The sequence below is a fragment of the Stappia sp. WLB 29 genome (assembly GCF_023507705.1).
Classification (GTDB): Bacteria; Pseudomonadota; Alphaproteobacteria; order Rhizobiales; family Stappiaceae; genus Stappia.
The window spans coordinates 255,668-271,864 of record NZ_JALBGD010000005.1; the positions used below are offsets into that span (position 1 = coordinate 255,668).

Below are 16,197 nucleotides of genomic sequence, written 5' to 3' on the forward strand. Positions count from 1 at the left end.
CGCTCCTCGCGCGGGATGCTAGCACGGCGTTTGCCGGGAGAGGGGCGGCGTTTGACGGGGAAGGGCTCGTGCTGCCGAGGGTGCCAATGGGTCCGGCTCTCCGGCTTCGCCTGCGGCCTTCGGCGATCGTCCGACCGCCGTCCACCCTCCCTTGCGTTCGTCCGCTTCAGCGGAAATGTTTCGAGAGCTTCAGGCCCTGGCCCTGGTAGTTGGAACCGATGCCCTCGCCGTAGAGCGTCGTCGGGCGGGCGAGCATGTGCTCGTAGACCAGCCGGCCGACCGTCTGGCCGTGCTCGACGATGAAGGGCACCTCGTGCGAGCGCACCTCCAGCACGGCGCGCGAGCCGCCGCCGCCGATCTCCGAATGGCCGAAGCCGGGATCGAAGAAGCCGGCATAATGGACGCGGAACTCGCCGACCAGCGGATCGAAGGGCACCATCTCGGCGGCATAGAGCGGCGGCACGTGCACCGCCTCGCGCGAGACGAGGATGTAGAACTCGTTGGGATCGAGGATCAGGTCGCGGCCGCCGCGATGGACGATCGGCTCCCAGAAGTCGAGCGGGTCCTGCCCGGCGCGCAGGTCCATGTCGATGACGCCGGTGTGGCGCTTGCCGCGATAGCCGATCAGGCTGCCATCGCCCGCGCCCTCCAGGTCGATGGTCAGATGCACGCCGCCGCCGATGGTCGCCTCGCCGCCCGAGACGAGGCCGTGCTGCGCGTGGACCAGCGAAAGGGCGGCGTCGTCCAGCACCGGCTGGCCGCGGCGGAAGCGGATCTGCGACAGGCGCGAGCCCTCGCGCACCAGCACCGGGAAGGTGCGCGGGCTGATCTCCGCATAGAGCGGGCCGCGATAACCGGCCGGCACCGTGTCGAAGGCGCGGCCCTCGTCGGTGATCACCCGGGTGAACACGTCGAGGCGGCCGGTCGAGCTCTTCGGATTGGTGGTGGCGGAGACGTCCTGCGGCAGCGCCAGCGTCTCCATCAGGGGCACGATATAGACGCAGCCGGTCTCCAGCACCGCGCCGCGCGTCAGGTCGAAGGCATGCAGCTTCAGCCGGTCGAGCTTTTCCATCACCCTGGCGCCGGCGCCCGGCAGGAAGCTGGCGCGCACCCGGTAGGCGAGCGGCCCGAGCCGCAGGTCGAGGCTCGCCGGCTGGATCTGGTCGTCGTCCGGACGGCGCGGCGCACCGATCTCGCCGCGCTCGAACATCTCGGCGACGGCCTGCGCCGGCAGAATGCCGTGGTCGGCTGCGGTCATTCTCGGGTTCCTCGTTTGCCTGTTTCGCCGTGATTAACAAAGCAGGCCGCCATTGGCCAACTGGATTTGCATGGGGCGGCGCAGCCGGGACGGATGCGGGGGCGGCCCCGGCGTCCGCAATGGCCCGTATTGACGTAATTTTAGAACATACTAATATTTGAACAGACATAGTTCCAAGGAGGCTTTCCCATGACCCTCGACCGTGCCGTTCTCGCCTTTGCCGGTGCCATGACGCTGCTTTCGGTGGTGCTGACGCTCACCGTTTCTCCGCTTTTCGTCTGGTTCACCGTCTTCATCGGGCTCAACATGCTGCAGGCCGCCTTCACCGGCTTCTGCCCGGCGGCGATGATCTTCCGCCGGCTCGGCATCGCGCCGGGAACGGCGTTCTGACGGAGACCGCGATGAGCCTGCGTGCCGCAGTGCTGGCAGTCTCGGCCCTCGCCCTTGCGGGGCCGGCACTGTCGGCGGAGACCCTTACAGTGAGCCCGCGCACCGTGACCGAGTGGAAGGCCGTATTCGGCGAGGTCCAGTCGCGGGACGAGGTGCCCGCCCGCGCCCGCATCGGCGGCACCATCGCCGAACTGGCGGTGGAGGAGGGCGACACGGTGCGCGCCGGCGAGCGCATCGCCACCGTCACCGACGAAAAGATCGCCTTCCAGGTGGCGGCGATCGACGCGCGGCTGCGGGCGCTGCAGAGCCAGCTGGAAAACGCCGAGGCCGAGCTTGCCCGCGCCCAGACCCTGGTCGAGCGCGGCGTCGTCACCCGCCAGCGGCTGGAGCAGCTGGCCACCTCCACCGAGGTCACCCGCAACCAGATCGCCGCCGCCCGCGCCGAACGCTCCGTCGTCGTGCGCCAGGGCGAGGAGGGCGAGGTGCTGGCCCCGGCCGACGGGCGCGTGCTCACCGTTCCGGTGACGCGCGGCGCGGTGATCATGGCCGGCGAGACCGTCGCGGTGCTGGGCAGCGGCGGCACCTTCCTGCGCCTCGCCATCCCCGAGCGCCACGCGGAAAACCTCAAGGACGGGGCGGCCATCGAGATCGGCGCCGATGGGGCGACGACGACCGGCCGGCTCGCCAAGGTCTATCCGCAGATCCAGGCCGGGCGAGTGATCGCCGATGTCGAGGTCGAGCGGCTCGACACCGATTTCGTCAATGCCCGCGTGCTGGTGCGCGTGCCGGTCGGCGAGCGGCAGGCGATCCTGCTTCCCGCCGCGGCCGTGACCACCCGCGCCGGCCTCGATTTCGTTGACGTAAGCGGCAGCAGCGGCCCGGCCGAGCGCACCGTGCTGACCGGCGGCACCGTCCGCATCGACGGCGAGGCCTTTACCGAAATCCTCTCGGGGCTTGCGCCCGGCGACGAGGTGCTTGTCCCATGACCACGCCAACCGGCGGGGGGCTCGGCATTGCCGGCGGGCTCACCCGCGCCTTCATTTCCTCGCCCCTGACGCCGCTGTTCCTGCTCGCCTCGCTGGCGCTGGGGCTGATCGCCCTTGTCAGCCTGCCGCGCGAGGAGGAGCCGCAGATCTCCGTGCCGATGGTCGACATCCATGTCGAGGCGAGCGGCCTCAGGGCCATGGACGCGGTGAAGCTCGTCACCGAGCCGCTGGAGACCATCGTCAAGGGTATCGACGGGGTCGAGCACGTCTATTCGCAGACCCGCGACGACGGCGTGCTGGTCACCGCGCGCTTCCTGGTCGGCACCTCGTCGGATGCGGCGGTGCTGCGCGTCCATGACAAGATCCGCGCCAACATGGACCGCATTCCGGTCGGCATTCCCGAGCCGCTGGTCGTCGGGCGCGGCATCGACGATGTCGCCATCGTCTCGCTGACGCTCACCCCGGCACCAGGGACGGGAGACGCGATCACCCCGGCCGAGCTGACGCGCATTGCCCGCGAGCTGCAGGTGGAAGTGTCGAAGGTCGGCAATGTCGGCCTGACCTATCTGGTCGGCGCGGTCGGCGAGGAGCTGCGCATCAGCCCCGATCCCGAGCGGCTGGCGCTGAACGGCGTCACGCTGCAGCAGCTCGCCGGCAAGGTCGGCGGCGCCAACCGGTCCTTCCCCAGCGGCCGGGTGCGCGCGCTGCAGGACGGTACCGCGCGCGACGTGACGCTGGTCGCCGGCGAGACGCTGGCCAGCCCGGACGAGATCGGCAATCTGGTGCTGACCACCCGCGACGGCCGCCCGGTCTATGTGCGCGACGTCGCCGATATCGCCTTCATTTCGCAAAGCGACGCGATCTCGTCGATGCACCAGGGCGGAGAAGCGAACCGCGTGCCGGCGGTGACGCTGGCGGTCGCCAAGCGCGCCGGGGCCAATGCGGTCACCGTCGCCGAGGCGGTGCTGCACCGGGTCGAGGCGCTGGAGGGCACGCTGGTTCCCTCCTCCATGCAGGTGACGGTGACGCGCGACTACGGCGAGACGGCGAACGAGAAGGCCAACGAGCTGCTGTTCCATCTGGGGCTGGCGACGCTCTCCATCATCGCGCTGGTGATGGCGGCGATCGGCCGGCGCGAGGCGCTGGTCGTGGCCGTGGTGATCCCGGTGACGATCCTGCTGACGCTCTTTGCCGCCTGGGTGATGGGCTACACGCTGAACCGGGTGTCGCTGTTCGCGCTGATCTTCTCCATCGGCATTCTCGTCGATGACGCCATCGTGGTGATCGAGAACATCGCCCGCCACTGGGGGATGGGCGACGGGCGCGACCGCCGCCAGGCCGCCATCGAGGCGGTGGCCGAGGTCGGCAACCCGACCATCGTCGCCACGTTGACCGTCGTCACCGCCCTGCTGCCGATGCTTTTCGTCTCCGGCATGATGGGCCCCTACATGAGCCCGATCCCGGCCAATGCCTCGGCGGCGATGATCTTCTCCTTCTTCGTCGCGGTGACGGTGACGCCCTGGCTGATGCTGAAAGTCGCCGGCAAGGCGCCCGTGCATGCTGGTCACGGGGGAGGTCATGAGACAGGCCATGACGCCAATACCGGCGGCCGGCTCGGGCGCGCCTATCTGGCGGTCGCCCGGCCGCTTCTCGCCTCCAAGGCGCGCAGCTGGGCCTTCCTGCTGATCGTCGGCGCGGCGACCCTCGGCTCGATGGTGCTGTTCGCCACCCGGGACGTGACCGTCAAGCTGCTGCCCTTCGACAACAAGTCGGAACTCTCCGTCGCCGTCGACCTGCCGGAGGGCAGCACGGTGGAACAGACGGATGCGGTGGCGCAGGCCGTTGCCCGCACGGCGATGGCGCTGCCGGAGGTGGTCTCGGCGACTACCCATGCCGGTACCGCCGCGCCCTTCGACTTCAACGGCCTGGTGCGCCACGCCTATCTGCGCCAGGAGCCGCAGCTCGGCGACGTCGCGCTGGTGCTGGCGCCCAAGGGCGAGCGCGAGCGGGCGAGCCACGCGGTGGCGCTCGACCTGCGCCAGCGGCTTGCCGCGCTCGACGTGCCGGCCGGCACGGTGCTGAAGGTGGTGGAGCCGCCTCCCGGCCCGCCGGTGCTGGCGACGCTGCTTGCCGAGATCTACGGCCCGGATGCGCAGACGCGCCGGGCGGTGGCGGAGAAGGTGCGCGAGGCCTTCGCCTCGGTCCCCTTCATCGTCGATGTCGACGACAGTTTCGGCGTGCCGGCGCCGCGCAAGCGGGTGACCGTCTCCACCGACGAGCTCGACTTCTTCCGGGTGCAGGAAAGCGACGTCTTCGACACGCTGGCGATCCTCGGCGGCGGGCGCACGCTCGGCTATTCGCACCGGGGCGAGGGGCGGGCGCCGATCCCGATCCGGCTGGAGCGGGCGCGCGGCGACAAGGTGCTGGACGAGCGGTTCCTGGCGACCCCGATCCCGGCCGACGTGCTGCCCGGCAGCACCAGCGTCGTGGAACTGGGCGACGTGGTGAAGGTGCGCGACGAGCTGTCCTCGCAGCTGATCTTCCGCCACAACGGCCGCTTCGCCGACATGGTGACGGCGGAGCTTGCCGGCGACTTCGAGGCCCCGCTCTACGGCATGCTGGCGGTGCGCGATGCCATCGACGCGATGGACTGGGGAGATCTGCCAAAGCCCGTCATCCGCCTCAACGGCCAGCCGGAGGACGAGAGCGCGGTGACGCTGCTGTGGGACGGCGAGTGGGAGGTGACCTGGGTGACCTTCCGCGACATGGGCGCGGCCTTCATCGTCGCCCTGCTCGGCATCTACATCCTGGTGGTGGCGCAGTTCGGCTCGTTCCGCGTGCCCTTGGTGATCCTGACGCCGGTGCCGCTGACCTTCATCGGCATCATCGGCGGCCACTGGCTGTTCGGCGCGCCGTTCTCGGCGACCTCGATGATCGGCTTCATCGCCCTTGCCGGCATCATCGTGCGCAACTCGATCCTGCTGGTCGACTTCATCCGCCATTCGCGCGCGCCCGGCCAGCCCCTGACCGAGGTGCTGCTGGCGGCCGGTGCGGTGCGCTTCAAGCCGATCCTGCTCACCGCGCTGGCGGCGATGATCGGCGCGGCGGTGATCCTGACCGATCCGATCTTCCAGGGCCTGGCGATCTCGCTGCTGTTCGGCCTCGCCTCCTCGACGCTGCTCACCGTGCTGGTGATCCCGGCGATCTACCGGGTGCTGCGCACGTAAAGCGGGGCCAGGAGAGGGCGGAGCGTTCCTGCAAGGTTTCGCAAGATCTCGAGAACGGGGAAACAAGATCCTTGCGCAAGGAACGTTGACGCGGCCTGCCCCGTGGACTATCAGGATCGTCGAATTCCGTGGTGATTTGAGCCGGCCGGCTTGCAGCCACGTTAAACAAGTCGCTAAACAGGCCGGGTTGCAAAGACCCCGGCCCATTCACGGCCGGGGTTTTTGCGTTTGGAGAACGGCATGACGACGAACAGGCACGGCTGGCACCCCGAGACGACCCTGGTGCATAGCGGAACGACACGCTCCCCTTACGGGGAGACCTCCGAGGCGATGTACCTGACCCAGGGCTTCGTCTACGCAACGGCCGAGGCGGCCGAGGCGCGGTTCAACGGCGACGATCCCGGCTTCGTCTATTCGCGCTACGCCAACCCGACCGTCGCGATGTTCGAGACCCGCATCGCCGCGCTGGAAGGCGCGGAAGCGGCGCGGGCCACGGCGAGCGGCATGGCCGCCGTCAACCTGGCGCTGATGGCCTGCTGCAAGGCCGGCGACCATGTGGTCGCGGCCAAGGCGCTGTTCGGCTCCTGCCGCTACATCGTCGAGACCCTGCTGCCGCGCTTCGGCGTGTCGGCGACGCTGGTCGACGGCACCGACCTCGACGCCTGGCGCGCCGCCATCCGCCCGGAGACGGTCGCCTGCTTCCTGGAAAGCCCGACCAACCCGACGCTGGAGGTGATCGACATCGCCGCCGTCGCCGAGATGGCCCATGCGGTCGGGGCGAAGCTCATCGTCGACAACGTCTTCGCCACGCCGATCTGGCAGTCGCCGCTGGCGCTGGGCGCCGACATCGTCGTCTATTCCGCCACCAAGCATATCGACGGCCAGGGCCGGTGCCTGGGCGGCGTGGTGCTGGGTACCGAGGAGTGGATCACCGACGAGGTGATGCCCTTCATGAAGCATACCGGCCCGTCGATGAGCCCGTTCAACGCCTGGGTGATGCTGAAGGGACTGGAGACGCTGGCCCTGCGCGTGGAGCGCCAGACCCGCACCGCCTCGCGGCTGGCCGACGTGCTGGCCGAGCATCCGGCGGTGGCGCGGCTGATCTATCCCGGCCGGGCCGACCACCCGCAGGCCGAGGTGGTGCGCCGCCAGATGAAGGCCGGTTCGACCATGCTGGCGCTGGAGCTGAAGGGCGGCAAGGCTGCTGCCTTCCGCGCCTCCAACGCGCTCAGAATAGTCAAGATGTCCAACAATCTGGGCGATGCCCGCAGCCTCATCACCCATCCGGCGACGACGACGCACCAGTCGGTCGCCGAAGAGGCGAGGCTGGAGCTGGGCATCACCGACGGGCTGCTGCGCCTGTCGGTCGGGCTGGAGCACGAGGACGACCTGGCGGCGGACCTGCTGACCGCGCTGGATGTGGCGCAGAACGCCTGATGGACGCTTAAAGCAGCCGCGCCACCATGACGAGACGCGCGGTCGCCGAGACCGCGCAGACCGCCGCGAAGCCCCAGGCGATGGGCGCGAAGGCGGCCGGAAACAGGCAGAAGGCGAGGAAGACGGCAATCGTCTCCGCGCCCTCTGCCAGCCCGCCGAGATAATAGAGCGACTTCGCCCCTTGCGCGTTGGTCGACAGCCCGCGCTTTTCCGCCATGATCGCGAAGCCGAGGAAACTCGCCCCGTTCATGTAGAAGCCGAGCAGCAACGCGCTGGCCGCCAGCGCGTTGGCGGCCGGGTCTGCCAGCGCGAAGGCGAAGGGGATCGCCCCGTAGAAGAAGAAATCCAGCACGATGTCGAGATAGCCGCCGCGATCCGTGCGGGCGCGGGCGCGCGCCACCGCGCCGTCGAGCCCGTCGGCCAGCCGGTTGGCGAGGATCAGCAGGGCGGCCAGCAGCGGGGCGCCCGCCCAGACGGCAAGGGCGGCGGCGATGCCGCAGGCAAAGCCGGCGAGCGTCACCGCATCGGCCTTGACCCCGACGGCTGCAAGGCGCCGGCCGGCGGCATTGAGCACCGGGTCGATCAGCGGCCGCAGGCGTGCATCGAACATGGGCGGTTCCTTCGGCGGGCAGGACGGCCCGCCTCCAAGGCAATGCCGCGGACGGGCACCGCGCGCAAGCGGCACGGCGGTAAAATCCGCCTCACGGATCGGCGATCCGGCGCCCGCGCAAGGGGCTGGAAAACCGGGCGAACCGGATTAGATTGCGGAAACACCGGTGAGAGCCCGGTGCGTCGGCGGCGGGGCCGCGACGACAGACGAGGCGGAAGGACAGGCATGTACCGGGCGGTGACGCGCGATATCCAGGTGACGGTCGAGCCGCACTATCTCGCGGACGAATCCAGCCCGGACGAGGGCCGCTTCGTGTGGGCCTATTCGGTCGACATCGTCAATCTCGGCCTCGATACGGTGCGCCTGCGCGCCCGCCACTGGCGCATCGTCGATGCGCTGGGCCGGCTGGAGGAGGTGCGGGGCCTCGGCGTCGTCGGCGAGCAGCCGGTGCTCGCGCCCGGCGAGCGGTTCGAATACACCTCCGGCTGCCCCTTGCGCACCAGCTCCGGCATGATGGAGGGCAGCTACGAGATGGAGACGGTGGACGGCGAGCGCTTCGACGTCGCGATCCCGGCCTTCTCGCTCGACATTCCCGGCCTGGCGCGCAGCATCAACTGACCTGCGGGACCGCCGCGAGACCGGCGCCTGCTGCAGATCTGCCCTGCCGGTGCCGCCCTTGAACGGGGAGGGGAGGCAGTTATATCAAGGCCCTGAGGACGACCTCACCTGGAAGCGGCACACTTCGCGTCCGGGCAGATCGGCCGGGACGACCCGGTTTGCAACACCGGGAGCTTCCCATGCGCTCGACCCTCGACCGTATCCGCCACGCCCTTGCCTTCGAGATCATCGGCCTTGCCATCGTCACGCCGCTCGGCGCGCTCCTGTTCGGCCTTGCGCTGGCCGACATGGGCGTGATCGGCATTGCCGCGGCGACCCTCGCGACGGCGTGGACCTATGTCTACAATCTCGGCTTCGACCATGCGCTGATGGCGCTGCGCGGCGACACGGCCAAGAGCCTGCGCCTGCGCATCGCCCATGCGCTGCTGTTCGAGTTCGGCCTCCTGGCCATCTTGGTGCCGCCGATCGCCTGGTATCTGGAGATCGGCCTCCTCGAGGCACTGGTGATGGATGCGGCGCTGGCATCGTTCTACGTGGTCTATGCCTTCATCTTCAACCTGGCCTACGACACGCTGTTTCCGGTGCCGCGCCCGGCCTTGCAGGACGGGTAGGGCACGCAGGGCACACGCGCCCTCGGCGGTTTTCGTCGACCATGCACATGTATTTGCGGCGGCGGGCGGACGGCCCGTCGCCGTTTCGTTAAAAGGACGAAACCAACCGCGTCGTGTAAACCACGTATAAATACTACGAAGTTTATGGTCGATCTCTTAGACGGGCGAATCGTGGATCGTCTGTTAACGTGCGTTTACCTTTCGGGGTGTTTCTGGAGACGGTTGCGGTGTCCAACGAGGCGGGTGCCGGCTGAGGGGAATAGGGATGCACAACACGGTGAGAGATCCCGGCGCCCTGGCGCTGCCGCCGTCGCAGCTGCATCTGCTTGCCTACCGGTCGACCTTCGAAACCGCTTCCGTCCGCATCCTGTTCTGCGACCGCAAGCTGATCGTGCGCGACGTCAATCCTGCCTTGCTGGAGACGGAAGGGCTCGACAGGAGCGCCTTCGTCGGCCGTCCCCTTTCCGAGGTGATGGGCAAGGCGGTGTTCGAGCGCCGGTTGCCGCAGGTCGAGGCGGCGCTGGCGGGCCAGGCGCAGACCGCGGTGGAATGGGGCCTGCGCCGCGCCACCCGCGGCCAGTTGCTGCGCATCCGCCACGAGCCGGTGCGCGACGAGGCCGGCCAGGTGATCGGCGTGCTGCTGACCATGGAGGACCGCACCGACCTGCACAAGCTGGAGCAGCGCGTGTCGATGCAGGACGAGGTCATCCGCCAGACCTCGGACGCGCTGGCTGTGGTCGACCGCGCGTTCAACTTCCTGTGGGCCAATCCCGCCTATGCGATGATCTGGAACCGCCTGCCGGAGGAAGTCGTGGGCGTGCCGGTGCCCGACGTCATCGGCATGGACGGGTTCGAGGAACGGGTGCTGCCGCATCTGACCCGCTGCTTCGCCGGCGAGGTGGTGCAGTACGACCTCGTCAGACCCCGCGCGGACGGGGAGGAAACCCATTTTTCCGTGCGGCTGGAGCCGCTGAAAGGCGAGGGCGACATCCTGATCGGCGCCATCGTCAACATGCGCGACGTCACCGAGACGGCGCAACTCGACCGCCGCATGCGCCGCCAGGCCCTGCTGGACACGCTGACGGAGCTCGCCAACCGCCATGCGCTGGAGAGCGAGATCGGCCGGCGCATCGAGCTCTGCACCCAGCACAGCGGCGGCAGCGAGGCTTGCCGCACGGCGCTGCTGCTGGTCGATCTCGACGACTTCAAGGTGGTCAACGACCTGGCCGGTCACACGGCGGGCGACGCGCTGCTGCGGCAGGTCGCGAGCCTGCTGAAGAGCCTCGATCCGAACGCCTTCGTCGCGCGTCTGGGCGGCGACGAATTCGCGCTGGTCGCCGACGTCGCCGACGAGGCGGGGTCCGTTGCCCTGGGCGAGAGGGTGGTCCATTCGATCGAGGCGGTCGGATTCTCCTGGAACGGCGAGCTGTTTTCCATCGGCGCCAGCGTCGGCATCGCGCTGCTCGACCGCGCGGCCTTCGCCGCCTCGACGCCGGCCGTGCAGGACGTGCTGAACTGGGCCGACCGCGCCTGCCTCGTCGCCAAGGAAAAAGGCGGCGCGCGCCTGTCGGTGTTCCATGCCGACGACGACGAGATGCATGCGAGATTCGAGGAAATCGGCAATTTGCAGGTGGTGCAGAACGCGCTGCAGCACGACCGGTTCGAGCTGTTCTTGATGCCGGTCGCCCCGGTCGACGATACCAGCCGCCCCTGGCATGAGGTGCTGCTGCGCGTTCTGTCGGAAGATGGGCGGCCGCTGCCGCCGGCCGGGTTCATCACCGCCGCCGAACGCCACGGGGTGATGAACCGGGTCGACCGCTGGGTGGTGGAGACCGTGCTGCAGCGCCTGCCGGACCTGCCGGCCGACGCGCATCTGTCCATCAACCTGTCGGGCCAGTCTGTCGGCGACCCGATCTTCTGCGATTTTCTTCTCTCGGCCCTGGACGCGGCCGCGGTCGCTCCGGGCCGGCTCGCCTTCGAGATCACCGAGACCTCTGCCGTGCGCTCGATGGAGACGGCGCTGGAACTGATCGCCGGCCTAAAGGCGCGGGGCGTCGGCGTGGTGCTCGACGATTTCGGCTCGGGCCTGTCGTCCTTCGGCTACCTGCGCCGTTTCGACGTCGACATGCTGAAGATCGACGGCAACATCATCGGCAATGTCCGCGAGGACAAGGTGCAGCAGACCATCGTCGCCGGCATCGTCGCCGTGGCCGAGGTCATGCAGGTTCGTGTCGTAGCGGAATATGTGGAGGACCGGGAGACGCTGGAGGTCTTGCGGGGTCTCGGCGTCAGTCTCGTGCAGGGATTTTATATCGGAAGGCCCGTATCCTGGGCGGATGTATTCGAATGACGCGGGTCGGTTACTCTCCCAACTGTGATAGAGATTCCCGTCATGGTAGAGGTTGGACGGACTGATCGCGCCGGACGAACCGGCCGGTGCGGTCCGGAACCGGAAACGGACGGGGAAGGCTGAAATGGCATATGGGCCCCGTGGCATGAGCGGCAGCGCTCTGAGCAGTCTCGAAGACGTGCCCGAGCTTCAAGCGGGCCAGGAGGCGCCGACGCAGGCGGCAGTCCCGGGCGGGGCATGGCCGATCTCCGTCGACCGCGAAGTCGTGCGTTCCGCGGTCATCGAGATGAACCGCGCCGGCATGTTCGTATGCGACCGCGACTACCGGATCTGGGATGTCGACGGCGCCTTTCTGGACATGGAGAATCTGGACCGCCAGGAGGTCATCGGCCGGCATCTTGCCGAGATCGTCGGCCCGCGCGTCTTCTCCTTGCGAAAGCCGCATATCGACAATGCCTTTGCCGGCCAGGCCTGCCGCCTGCGCGTGCAGGGCATACGTGCGCGCATGGTCGGGCGCCTGTTCGAGGTGTCGATCCAGCCGGTCGAGGCGCCCGGCGGCGACGTCGCCTGCGTCGTCGTGTCGGTCCGCGACGTCAGCCAGTTCGAGGCGATGACCGAGCGGCTGTCGCTGCACGAGGAAATCGTGCGCCAGACCACCGACCGCATCTCGGTGATCGGCACGGACTTCCGCTACAAGTTCACCAATGCCGCCAACGCCGCCTTCTACGGCATGCAGCCGGAAGAGTTCCGGGGGCTGCATGTCAGCGAACTCATCGGCAACGAACGGTTCGACGGACGCGCGCGCGACTATTTCCTGCGCTGCTTTGCGGGGGCGTCGGTCGAGTACGAGCACGATCTCGTCGCCCCTGCCGGGGAAACGCGCTCCCTGCGGGTGCGCATGGATCCGTATCGCGACGCCGACGGCACCGTTTCCGCCGCCATCGTCGTGATGCGAGACATCACGGCGGCCAGCCTGATGGAAAGGGAGCTGCGGCGGCAGGCGCGCGAGGACGCGCTGACCGGGCTTGCCAACCGGCACGCGCTGCAGGCCGAACTGGAAGACGTGATCGCCCGTGCGGGTGCTGACGGCGAGACGGCGGCGCTCCTGACCATCGATCTCGACGACTTCAAGATCGTCAACGACATTTCCGGCCATGTCGGGGGCGATGCGCTGCTGTGCCAGATCGCCGGCCTGCTGAAGAGCCGAGAGGCGGACGGGCGGGTGCGCTGCGCCCGGCTCGGCGGCGACGAGTTCGCCGTGGTGCTGCACGGGGCGGACGCGAAGGAGGCTCTGGCCTTCGGCAACCGGCTCGTCCACGATCTTGCCGCCATGCGCTTTGCCTGGGGAGGCGTCACCCACGCCGTCGCCGCCAGCGTCGGGATCGCCCTGATCGAACCGCAGGCGGAAGGCGGCCTGCCGCTGACCTGCTTCGAACTGCTGAACCGCGCGGACCGCGCCTGCCTGTACGGCAAGGAGATCGGCGGAGCGCGGACCGTGGTGTTCCGCCCCGACGCGGAGGAGATGATCGCCCGCCAGATGGATGTCGGCAATGTCCGGATCGTCTCGGAGGCGGCGGAGAACGGGCGCTTCCAGCTCCATACGATGCCGATCCTGCCGGTCGACGGGCGCAGTCCGCCGATGCGCGAAGTGTTGCTGCGGGTGATCGACGAGGACGGGCGGGTGCTGGCGCCGGCCGCGCTGATCGGCTCGGCCGAGCGGCACGGCTTGATGCCGCGCATCGACCGCTGGGTGGTCTCGACCGTGCTCGCCAATGTCGACAAGGTGGAGGCCGGCACGCGGCTGTCGATCAACCTGTCGGGCCTGTCGGTCGGCGATCCGGACTTCAAGGACTTCCTGCTCGGCGCGCTCGACCGGCACCCGGACGCGGCAAAGCGCCTGTGCTTCGAGATCACCGAGACGGCGGCGGTCAGGAGCCTTGCCACCGCGCAGGCGCTGACCGGCGAGCTGCGCCGGCGCGGCTGCGGCGTCATTCTCGATGACTTCGGCTCGGGCCTGTCGTCCTTCGCTTATCTGCGTCATTTCCCCGTCGATGCGCTGAAGATCGACGGCGCGATCATCGGCGATGTCGTCCATGACGGCTTCCAGCAGACGGTGGTTGCCGGGCTGGTCGCCATCGCCGCGAAGCTCGGCGTCGGCGTCATCGCCGAATATGTCGAGACGGCGGAAATGCAGACCGTGCTGCGCGACCTCGGGGTGACGCAGGTGCAGGGCTTTCACGTCGGCCGGCCGGCGCCCTGGGTCGGCTACGGCCTGGCGGGCTGAAAGCGAAGGATGGCGAGGGGACGGGCGCGGCGAGGCGCCCGCCGTCAGTTGATGCGGTAGCGGGCCTGGGCGCCGCGCTCGATCGCCGCAACCGTCAGCTTGTCGAGGCCGAGCGCATCGCGCAGCAGCTGCAGCACGCGCAGCTCCTCCTGGGCCACCGCCACGTCGGCGATGGCGATCTCCACACCCAGCGCATAGGCGGTGTCGCGATAGGCCGGCGGCACGCTGGCGGCGATTACCGCGAAGGTGTCGGCCATGCCGTTCTCGGCCTGTAGGCGCTCGCCGCAATCCTGCGACACGGCCACGATCCGCTCCTGGTCGAAGCTGGCGAAGACCGGCAGCGTCTTGATGATCTCGCCGATGGAGTGCAGTTCCTTGTCGGTCATGCTGCTGTCGGAGGCCGACACCATCACCATCACATAGATCAGGGCTTCCTGGAGGCTGACGCGTTCGCTCATCGGATCTGCGGACCTTTCTTGACCTTCCCTTTGGCGGTTGCCGTTTCCCCTAGCGGCATGCGGCGGCGAGCGCAAGGTGCCCATGGTCGCAGGGCGCCGGGTGCGGCGATTTTTTGCGATGCGAAGGTTCCGTTCCGCCGGGAAACGCTCTAGTGTCGCGCGCCGGTCGGCCTGTGCCCGCGCGCCGCGCCGGCCGGTTTTTGCGAATACCCAAATCCCGAAACACCAGACAAAGACAACGGTCCGCACATGACCACAGCTTCGCTGCCCGAACTCGATCTTTCCCCTGCCGTCGTCGAGGCCGCCCGGACCTCGAAGGCCTGGCCGTTCGAGGAGGCGCGCAAGCTGCTGAAACGCGTGGAGAAGGCGAAGATCGACCGCCCGGTGCTGTTCGAGACCGGCTACGGCCCTTCGGGCCTGCCGCATATCGGCACCTTCGGCGAGGTCGCCCGCACCACCATGGTGCGCACCGCCTTCCGCCTGCTGAGCGAGGACCGCATCCCGACGCGGCTGCTGTGCTTCTCCGACGACATGGACGGCATGCGCAAGATTCCGGAAAACGTACCGGACCGCGCCGCGCTGGAGCCGTATCTGCACATGCCTCTGACGGCGGTGCCGAACCCGTTCGGCGGCGATTACGACAGCTTCGGTGCCCACAACAACGCCATGCTGCGCCGCTTCCTCGACCATTTCGGCTTCGAGTACGAGTTCGCCAGCGCGACCGACTACTACAAGTCGGGCCGCTTCGACGCGATCCTGCTGAAGGCCGCCGAGAAGTACCAGGACATCATGGACGTGATGCTGCCGACGCTCGGCGAGGAGCGGCAGGCGACCTATTCGCCCTTCCTGCCGATCTCGCCGATCTCGGGCCGCGTGCTCTACGTGCCGATGAAGGCGGTCGACGCGAAGGCCGGCACCATCACCTTCGAGGACGAGGACGGCACCGACGTGACGCTCCCCGTCACCGGCGGCAACGTCAAGCTGCAGTGGAAGCCGGACTTCGGTGCCCGCTGGGCGGCGCTCGACGTCGACTTCGAGATGTTCGGCAAGGACCACCTGACCAACCAGCCGATCTACGATCGGATCTGCGAGGTGCTGGGCGGCACGCCGCCGGAGCATTTCGTCTACGAGCTGTTCCTCGACGAGGTGGGCCAGAAGATCTCCAAGTCGAAGGGCAACGGCCTGACCATCGACGAGTGGCTGACCTACGCCTCGCCGGAGAGCCTGGCGCTCTACATGTTCACCAAGCCGAAGACCGCCAAGAAGCTCTATTTCGACGTCATCCCGAAGGCGGTCGACGAATATTTCGCCTTCGCCGAGAAGTATCCGTCGATGCCGGTCGAGCAGCAACTGGCCAACCCGGCCTGGCACATCCATTCCGGCAACCCGCCGAAGGTGGAGGTGCCGGTCTCCTTCACCATGCTGCTGAACCTCGTCTCCGCCTCCAACGCGGAGAACAAGGACGTATTGTGGGCCTTCATCTCGCGCCACGTGCCGGGGGTGACGCCGCAAAGCCACCCGAAGCTCGACGAGCTGGTCGGTTACGCGATCCGTTATTTCGAGGATTTCGTGAAGCCGGCCAAGGTGTTCCACGCGCCGGACGAGGTCGAGCTGGAGGCCCTGAAGGCGCTGGACGAAAAGCTGGCGAGCCTGCCCGAGGACGCGGACGGATCGGCGATCCAGGACGCGGTGCTGGATGTCGCCCGCGCCATCGAGCGCTACCAGGACCCGAACAAGAAGAGCCCGGACGGCGGGCCGGGCGTGTCCGTCGCCTGGTTCTCGGCGCTCTACAAGCTGCTGCTCGGCCAGGAGAAGGGCCCGCGCTTCGGCTCCTTCGTGGCGCTCTACGGCATCCCGGAGACCCGGGCGCTGATCGCCAGGGCGATCTCCGGCGAGCTCGTCTCCGTCGGCTGAGCGGCCAGGATCATCAGAAAGAAACGGGCCGCCCATGGGCGGCCCGTTCGCGTT

12 protein-coding genes and 1 riboswitch are annotated in these 16,197 nt (G+C 68.4%); of the genes, 9 read left to right on the forward strand and 3 right to left on the reverse strand.

Annotation, left to right across the window (positions count from 1 at the left end; translation table 11 throughout):
• Positions 1–166: 166 nt before the first annotated feature.
• Positions 167–1,258, reverse strand: coding sequence for a 2'-deoxycytidine 5'-triphosphate deaminase (locus MNI96_RS12260; protein ID WP_249693490.1), 1,092 nt, complete (start codon positions 1,256–1,258; stop codon positions 167–169).
• A 189-nt stretch (positions 1,259–1,447) separates the two neighbouring features.
• On the opposite strand from MNI96_RS12260, the gene MNI96_RS12265 reads away from it, so the two are divergent.
• The 4 genes from MNI96_RS12265 (at position 1,448) to MNI96_RS12280 (ending at position 7,298) form a co-directional block, all read left to right on the forward strand.
• A complete protein-coding gene (locus MNI96_RS12265; RefSeq protein ID WP_067220985.1) occupies positions 1,448–1,648 on the forward strand; it encodes a YgaP family membrane protein in 201 nt (66 codons plus the stop codon).
• A gap of 11 nt (positions 1,649–1,659) precedes the next feature.
• On the forward strand, positions 1,660–2,634 hold the full coding sequence (locus MNI96_RS12270; RefSeq protein ID WP_249693492.1) for an efflux RND transporter periplasmic adaptor subunit: 975 nt from the start codon (positions 1,660–1,662) through the stop codon (positions 2,632–2,634).
• On the forward strand, positions 2,631–5,861 hold the full coding sequence (locus MNI96_RS12275) for an efflux RND transporter permease subunit (protein ID WP_249693494.1): 3,231 nt from the start codon (positions 2,631–2,633) through the stop codon (positions 5,859–5,861). The genes MNI96_RS12270 and MNI96_RS12275 overlap by 4 nt, the downstream gene beginning before the upstream one ends.
• Positions 5,862–5,979: 118 nt before the next feature.
• Positions 5,980–6,059, forward strand: a riboswitch (SAM riboswitch).
• Positions 6,060–6,101: 42 nt separating this feature from the next.
• Entirely contained in the window at positions 6,102–7,298 is a 1,197-nt protein-coding gene (locus MNI96_RS12280; protein WP_249693496.1) for an O-succinylhomoserine sulfhydrylase, read from the forward strand.
• 7 nt (positions 7,299–7,305) lie between these two features.
• Here MNI96_RS12280 and MNI96_RS12285 read toward each other — a convergent pair whose 3' ends face one another.
• Positions 7,306–7,908, reverse strand: coding sequence for a CDP-alcohol phosphatidyltransferase family protein (locus MNI96_RS12285; RefSeq protein WP_249693498.1), 603 nt, complete (start codon positions 7,906–7,908; stop codon positions 7,306–7,308).
• Positions 7,909–8,133: 225 nt separating this feature from the next.
• Between MNI96_RS12285 and apaG the strand changes: the two genes are divergently transcribed.
• The 4 genes from apaG to MNI96_RS12305 all read left to right on the forward strand — a co-directional run bounded on the left by apaG (position 8,134) and on the right by MNI96_RS12305 (position 13,771).
• Positions 8,134–8,526, forward strand: coding sequence for a Co2+/Mg2+ efflux facilitator ApaG/CorD (gene apaG / locus MNI96_RS12290; RefSeq protein WP_249693501.1), 393 nt, complete (start codon positions 8,134–8,136; stop codon positions 8,524–8,526).
• Positions 8,527–8,705: 179 nt separating this feature from the next.
• Entirely contained in the window at positions 8,706–9,137 is a 432-nt protein-coding gene (locus MNI96_RS12295) for a PACE efflux transporter (RefSeq protein WP_249693503.1), read from the forward strand.
• A 265-nt stretch (positions 9,138–9,402) separates the two neighbouring features.
• Positions 9,403–11,487 (forward strand): putative bifunctional diguanylate cyclase/phosphodiesterase, encoded by a 2,085-nt coding sequence (locus MNI96_RS12300; RefSeq protein WP_249693505.1) that lies wholly within the window; start codon positions 9,403–9,405, stop codon positions 11,485–11,487.
• A gap of 145 nt (positions 11,488–11,632) precedes the next feature.
• Positions 11,633–13,771: a putative bifunctional diguanylate cyclase/phosphodiesterase gene (locus tag MNI96_RS12305; protein ID WP_249693507.1), complete on the forward strand. Its 2,139-nt coding sequence runs from the start codon at positions 11,633–11,635 to the stop codon at positions 13,769–13,771.
• A 44-nt stretch (positions 13,772–13,815) separates the two neighbouring features.
• On the opposite strand, the gene MNI96_RS12310 is transcribed toward MNI96_RS12305, so the two are convergent.
• Positions 13,816–14,229: a tellurite resistance TerB family protein gene (locus tag MNI96_RS12310; protein WP_249693509.1), complete on the reverse strand. Its 414-nt coding sequence runs from the start codon at positions 14,227–14,229 to the stop codon at positions 13,816–13,818.
• Positions 14,230–14,478: 249 nt separating this feature from the next.
• Here MNI96_RS12310 and MNI96_RS12315 point away from each other — a divergent pair, with 249 nt between their 5' ends.
• Positions 14,479–16,143 (forward strand): lysine--tRNA ligase, encoded by a 1,665-nt coding sequence (locus MNI96_RS12315; protein ID WP_249693512.1) that lies wholly within the window; start codon positions 14,479–14,481, stop codon positions 16,141–16,143.
• The last annotated feature ends 54 nt before the right edge of the window (positions 16,144–16,197 follow it).